Origin of the sequence: Brevundimonas sp. (assembly GCF_031082345.1) — a bacterium.
Taxonomy (GTDB): Bacteria; Pseudomonadota; Alphaproteobacteria; order Caulobacterales; family Caulobacteraceae; genus Brevundimonas.
This window is the reverse complement of record NZ_JAVHLH010000353.1, coordinates 1-2046: the sequence shown is the minus strand read 5'-3', so window position 1 is coordinate 2046 and position 2046 is coordinate 1. Positions and strand designations below refer to the sequence as shown.

The window sequence follows — 2046 nt, the reverse complement described above, 5'->3', positions numbered from 1 at the left end:
CTTCGGCTCTGGTGGAGAAGGTCCGCGCGGCGGGCATCCTCGTGCTGGTCCTGCCGGCCAGCTCGCCCGCGGTCGAACGGCTGCGGGACGGTCTGCCGGCGTCCGAACGCGGCGCGGCGCGGGCCGCCGCCGACGCCTTCCAGGTCGAGCCGCTCGCCTGAGCCGGCGGTTCGACTAGCCTTTTCGGCGCATACGGTGGCGGTGGCCGCGGCGTGCGTATAGGACACCTTCACCGTCGCCTTTCCGGCGCCTAGCCTCAGTTCCAGCCGAAGGCGCGTCCTTTGGATATCTATCTGCCGATCGCCGAGGTTTCGGTGAACTGGCCGTTCCTGGTCCTGCTGGGAGCGACGGTTGGATTCGTGTCCGGTCTGTTCGGGATCGGCGGCGGCTTTCTGATGGCCCCGATCCTGATCTTCCTCGGCATACCGCCCTCGGTCGCCGTGGCCAGCCAGGCCAGCCACGTCGTGGCCTCCTCGACCTCGGGCGTGATCAGCTACACGCGCCAGAAGGCCGTCGACTACCGCATCGGCGGGGTCATGGCGGTGGGCGGCGTCCTCGGCGCGCTCGTGGGCGTCGAGCTGTTTCGCTACCTGCGCCTGCTCGGCCAGGCCGACCTGGCCGTGGCCCTGTCCTACCTGATCTTCCTCGGCGCCATCGGCACCCTGATGCTGTACGAGAGCCTCGGCCAGATCCTCCGCCGCATCCGCGGGGAGGTCACGCCGCACAAGGAGCGCCGCCGCCCGCTGTGGCTGTACGGTCTGCCGCTGCGGATGCGGTTTCCGCGCTCCGGCCTCTACATCAGCGCCATTCCGCCGTTCGCCCTGGGGGCATTCGCGGGCGTGCTGTCGGCGATCATGGGGGTGGGCGGCGGCTTCATCCTCGTGCCGGCCATGCTCTACGTCCTGCGGATGAAGGCCAGCGTGGTCGTCGGCACCAGCCTGTTCCAGATTATCGTCACCACCGCCATGACCACCGTCCTGCAGGCCGGGCGAAACCAGACCGTCGACATCGTGCTGTCGACCATCTTGCTGCTCGGCGGGGTCGTCGGGGCCCAGTACGGCGCGCGCTGGTCAGGTCGCTTCAGGGCCGAGGAGCTGCGGGCCGTGCTGGGGCTGATCGTCCTGCTGGTCGGCATCCAGATGGGCCTCGAGCTGTTCGTCCGCCCGTCCGACCTGTTCGGCTTCGCGCCGGGGGTGGCCGAATGATCCAGGCCCTGCCTCCGCCCCCGCCCGCCGTGGAAGCTCCGGCGCCCGAACGCTCGGCGGCGACCCAGAACGAACTGCGCGTCGCCGCCGCCCTGACGGACGCCAGGGTCAGCGTCGACTCCAGTTTTAGCGGCGCCTCGATCGTGCTCTACGGCGCGGTGTTCAATCCGGGTGACGAGCCGACCGACGTGGTCGTCGTGGTGCGCGGGCCCGATGCGCCGGTCCGCCTCGTCAAGAAGACCCGCAACATGGGCATCTGGCTGAACAGCCGGCCGGTGGTTTTCGAGGGTGCGCCCGGCTTCTACATGACCGCCTCGACCCGGCCGCTCGCGGACATCGCCGACTTCGGCGAGCTGCGACGCCTCGGCGTCGGGGTCGACCACCTGCGCATCAACGCCCCGGAGGAGAGCCGGACGGTCACCCGCTACGGCGTGCGCGATGTCGTCATCAGCCGTCTCGGCGAGGACTATCTGGACTGGCGCCGCGCGGTGATCCGCCTGCGCGAGGCGGCGGCCCTGTACAACACCGATCCCGAAGGCGTCCGCTTTGTCGACCGCGGCCTGTTCCGCGCCGAGATCGAACTGCCCGCCGTCGCGCCGACCGGCCAGTATTTCGCCGAGGTCTGGCTGTTCCAGGAAGGCGATCCGGTTTCGGTCTCCAACCTTACCCTGACAGTCGAGAAGGTCGGCATTGAGCGCGACATCTTCGAGTTCGCCCACAACCGGCCGTGGACCTACGGCCTCCTCTGCGTCCTGCTCGCGGCCTTCACCGGCTGGGCCGCCAGCCGGATCTTCCGCCGCGACTAGGCGCCGGGCTCAGCTGGCCGCGAACTCGCTCAGGG

General features: G+C 69.8%; 2 protein-coding genes. Both read left to right on the top strand.

Annotated elements, in window-relative coordinates; translation table 11 throughout:
- The first annotated feature begins 281 nt into the window (after positions 1-281).
- Positions 282-1205: a sulfite exporter TauE/SafE family protein gene (locus RDU12_RS15205; RefSeq protein WP_300292431.1), complete on the top strand. Its 924-nt coding sequence runs from the start codon at positions 282-284 to the stop codon at positions 1203-1205.
- Positions 1202-2011, top strand: a complete 810-nt coding sequence (locus RDU12_RS15200; protein WP_300292429.1) for a TIGR02186 family protein — start codon at positions 1202-1204, stop codon at positions 2009-2011. Before RDU12_RS15205 ends, RDU12_RS15200 begins: the two co-directional genes overlap by 4 nt.
- The last annotated feature ends 35 nt before the right edge of the window (positions 2012-2046 follow it).

Coding starts and splice junctions, on each gene's coding strand:
- RDU12_RS15200 (WP_300292429.1), top strand. CDS start 1,202: ATGATCCAGGCCCTGCCTCCGCCCCCGCCCGCCGTGGAAGCTCCGGCG.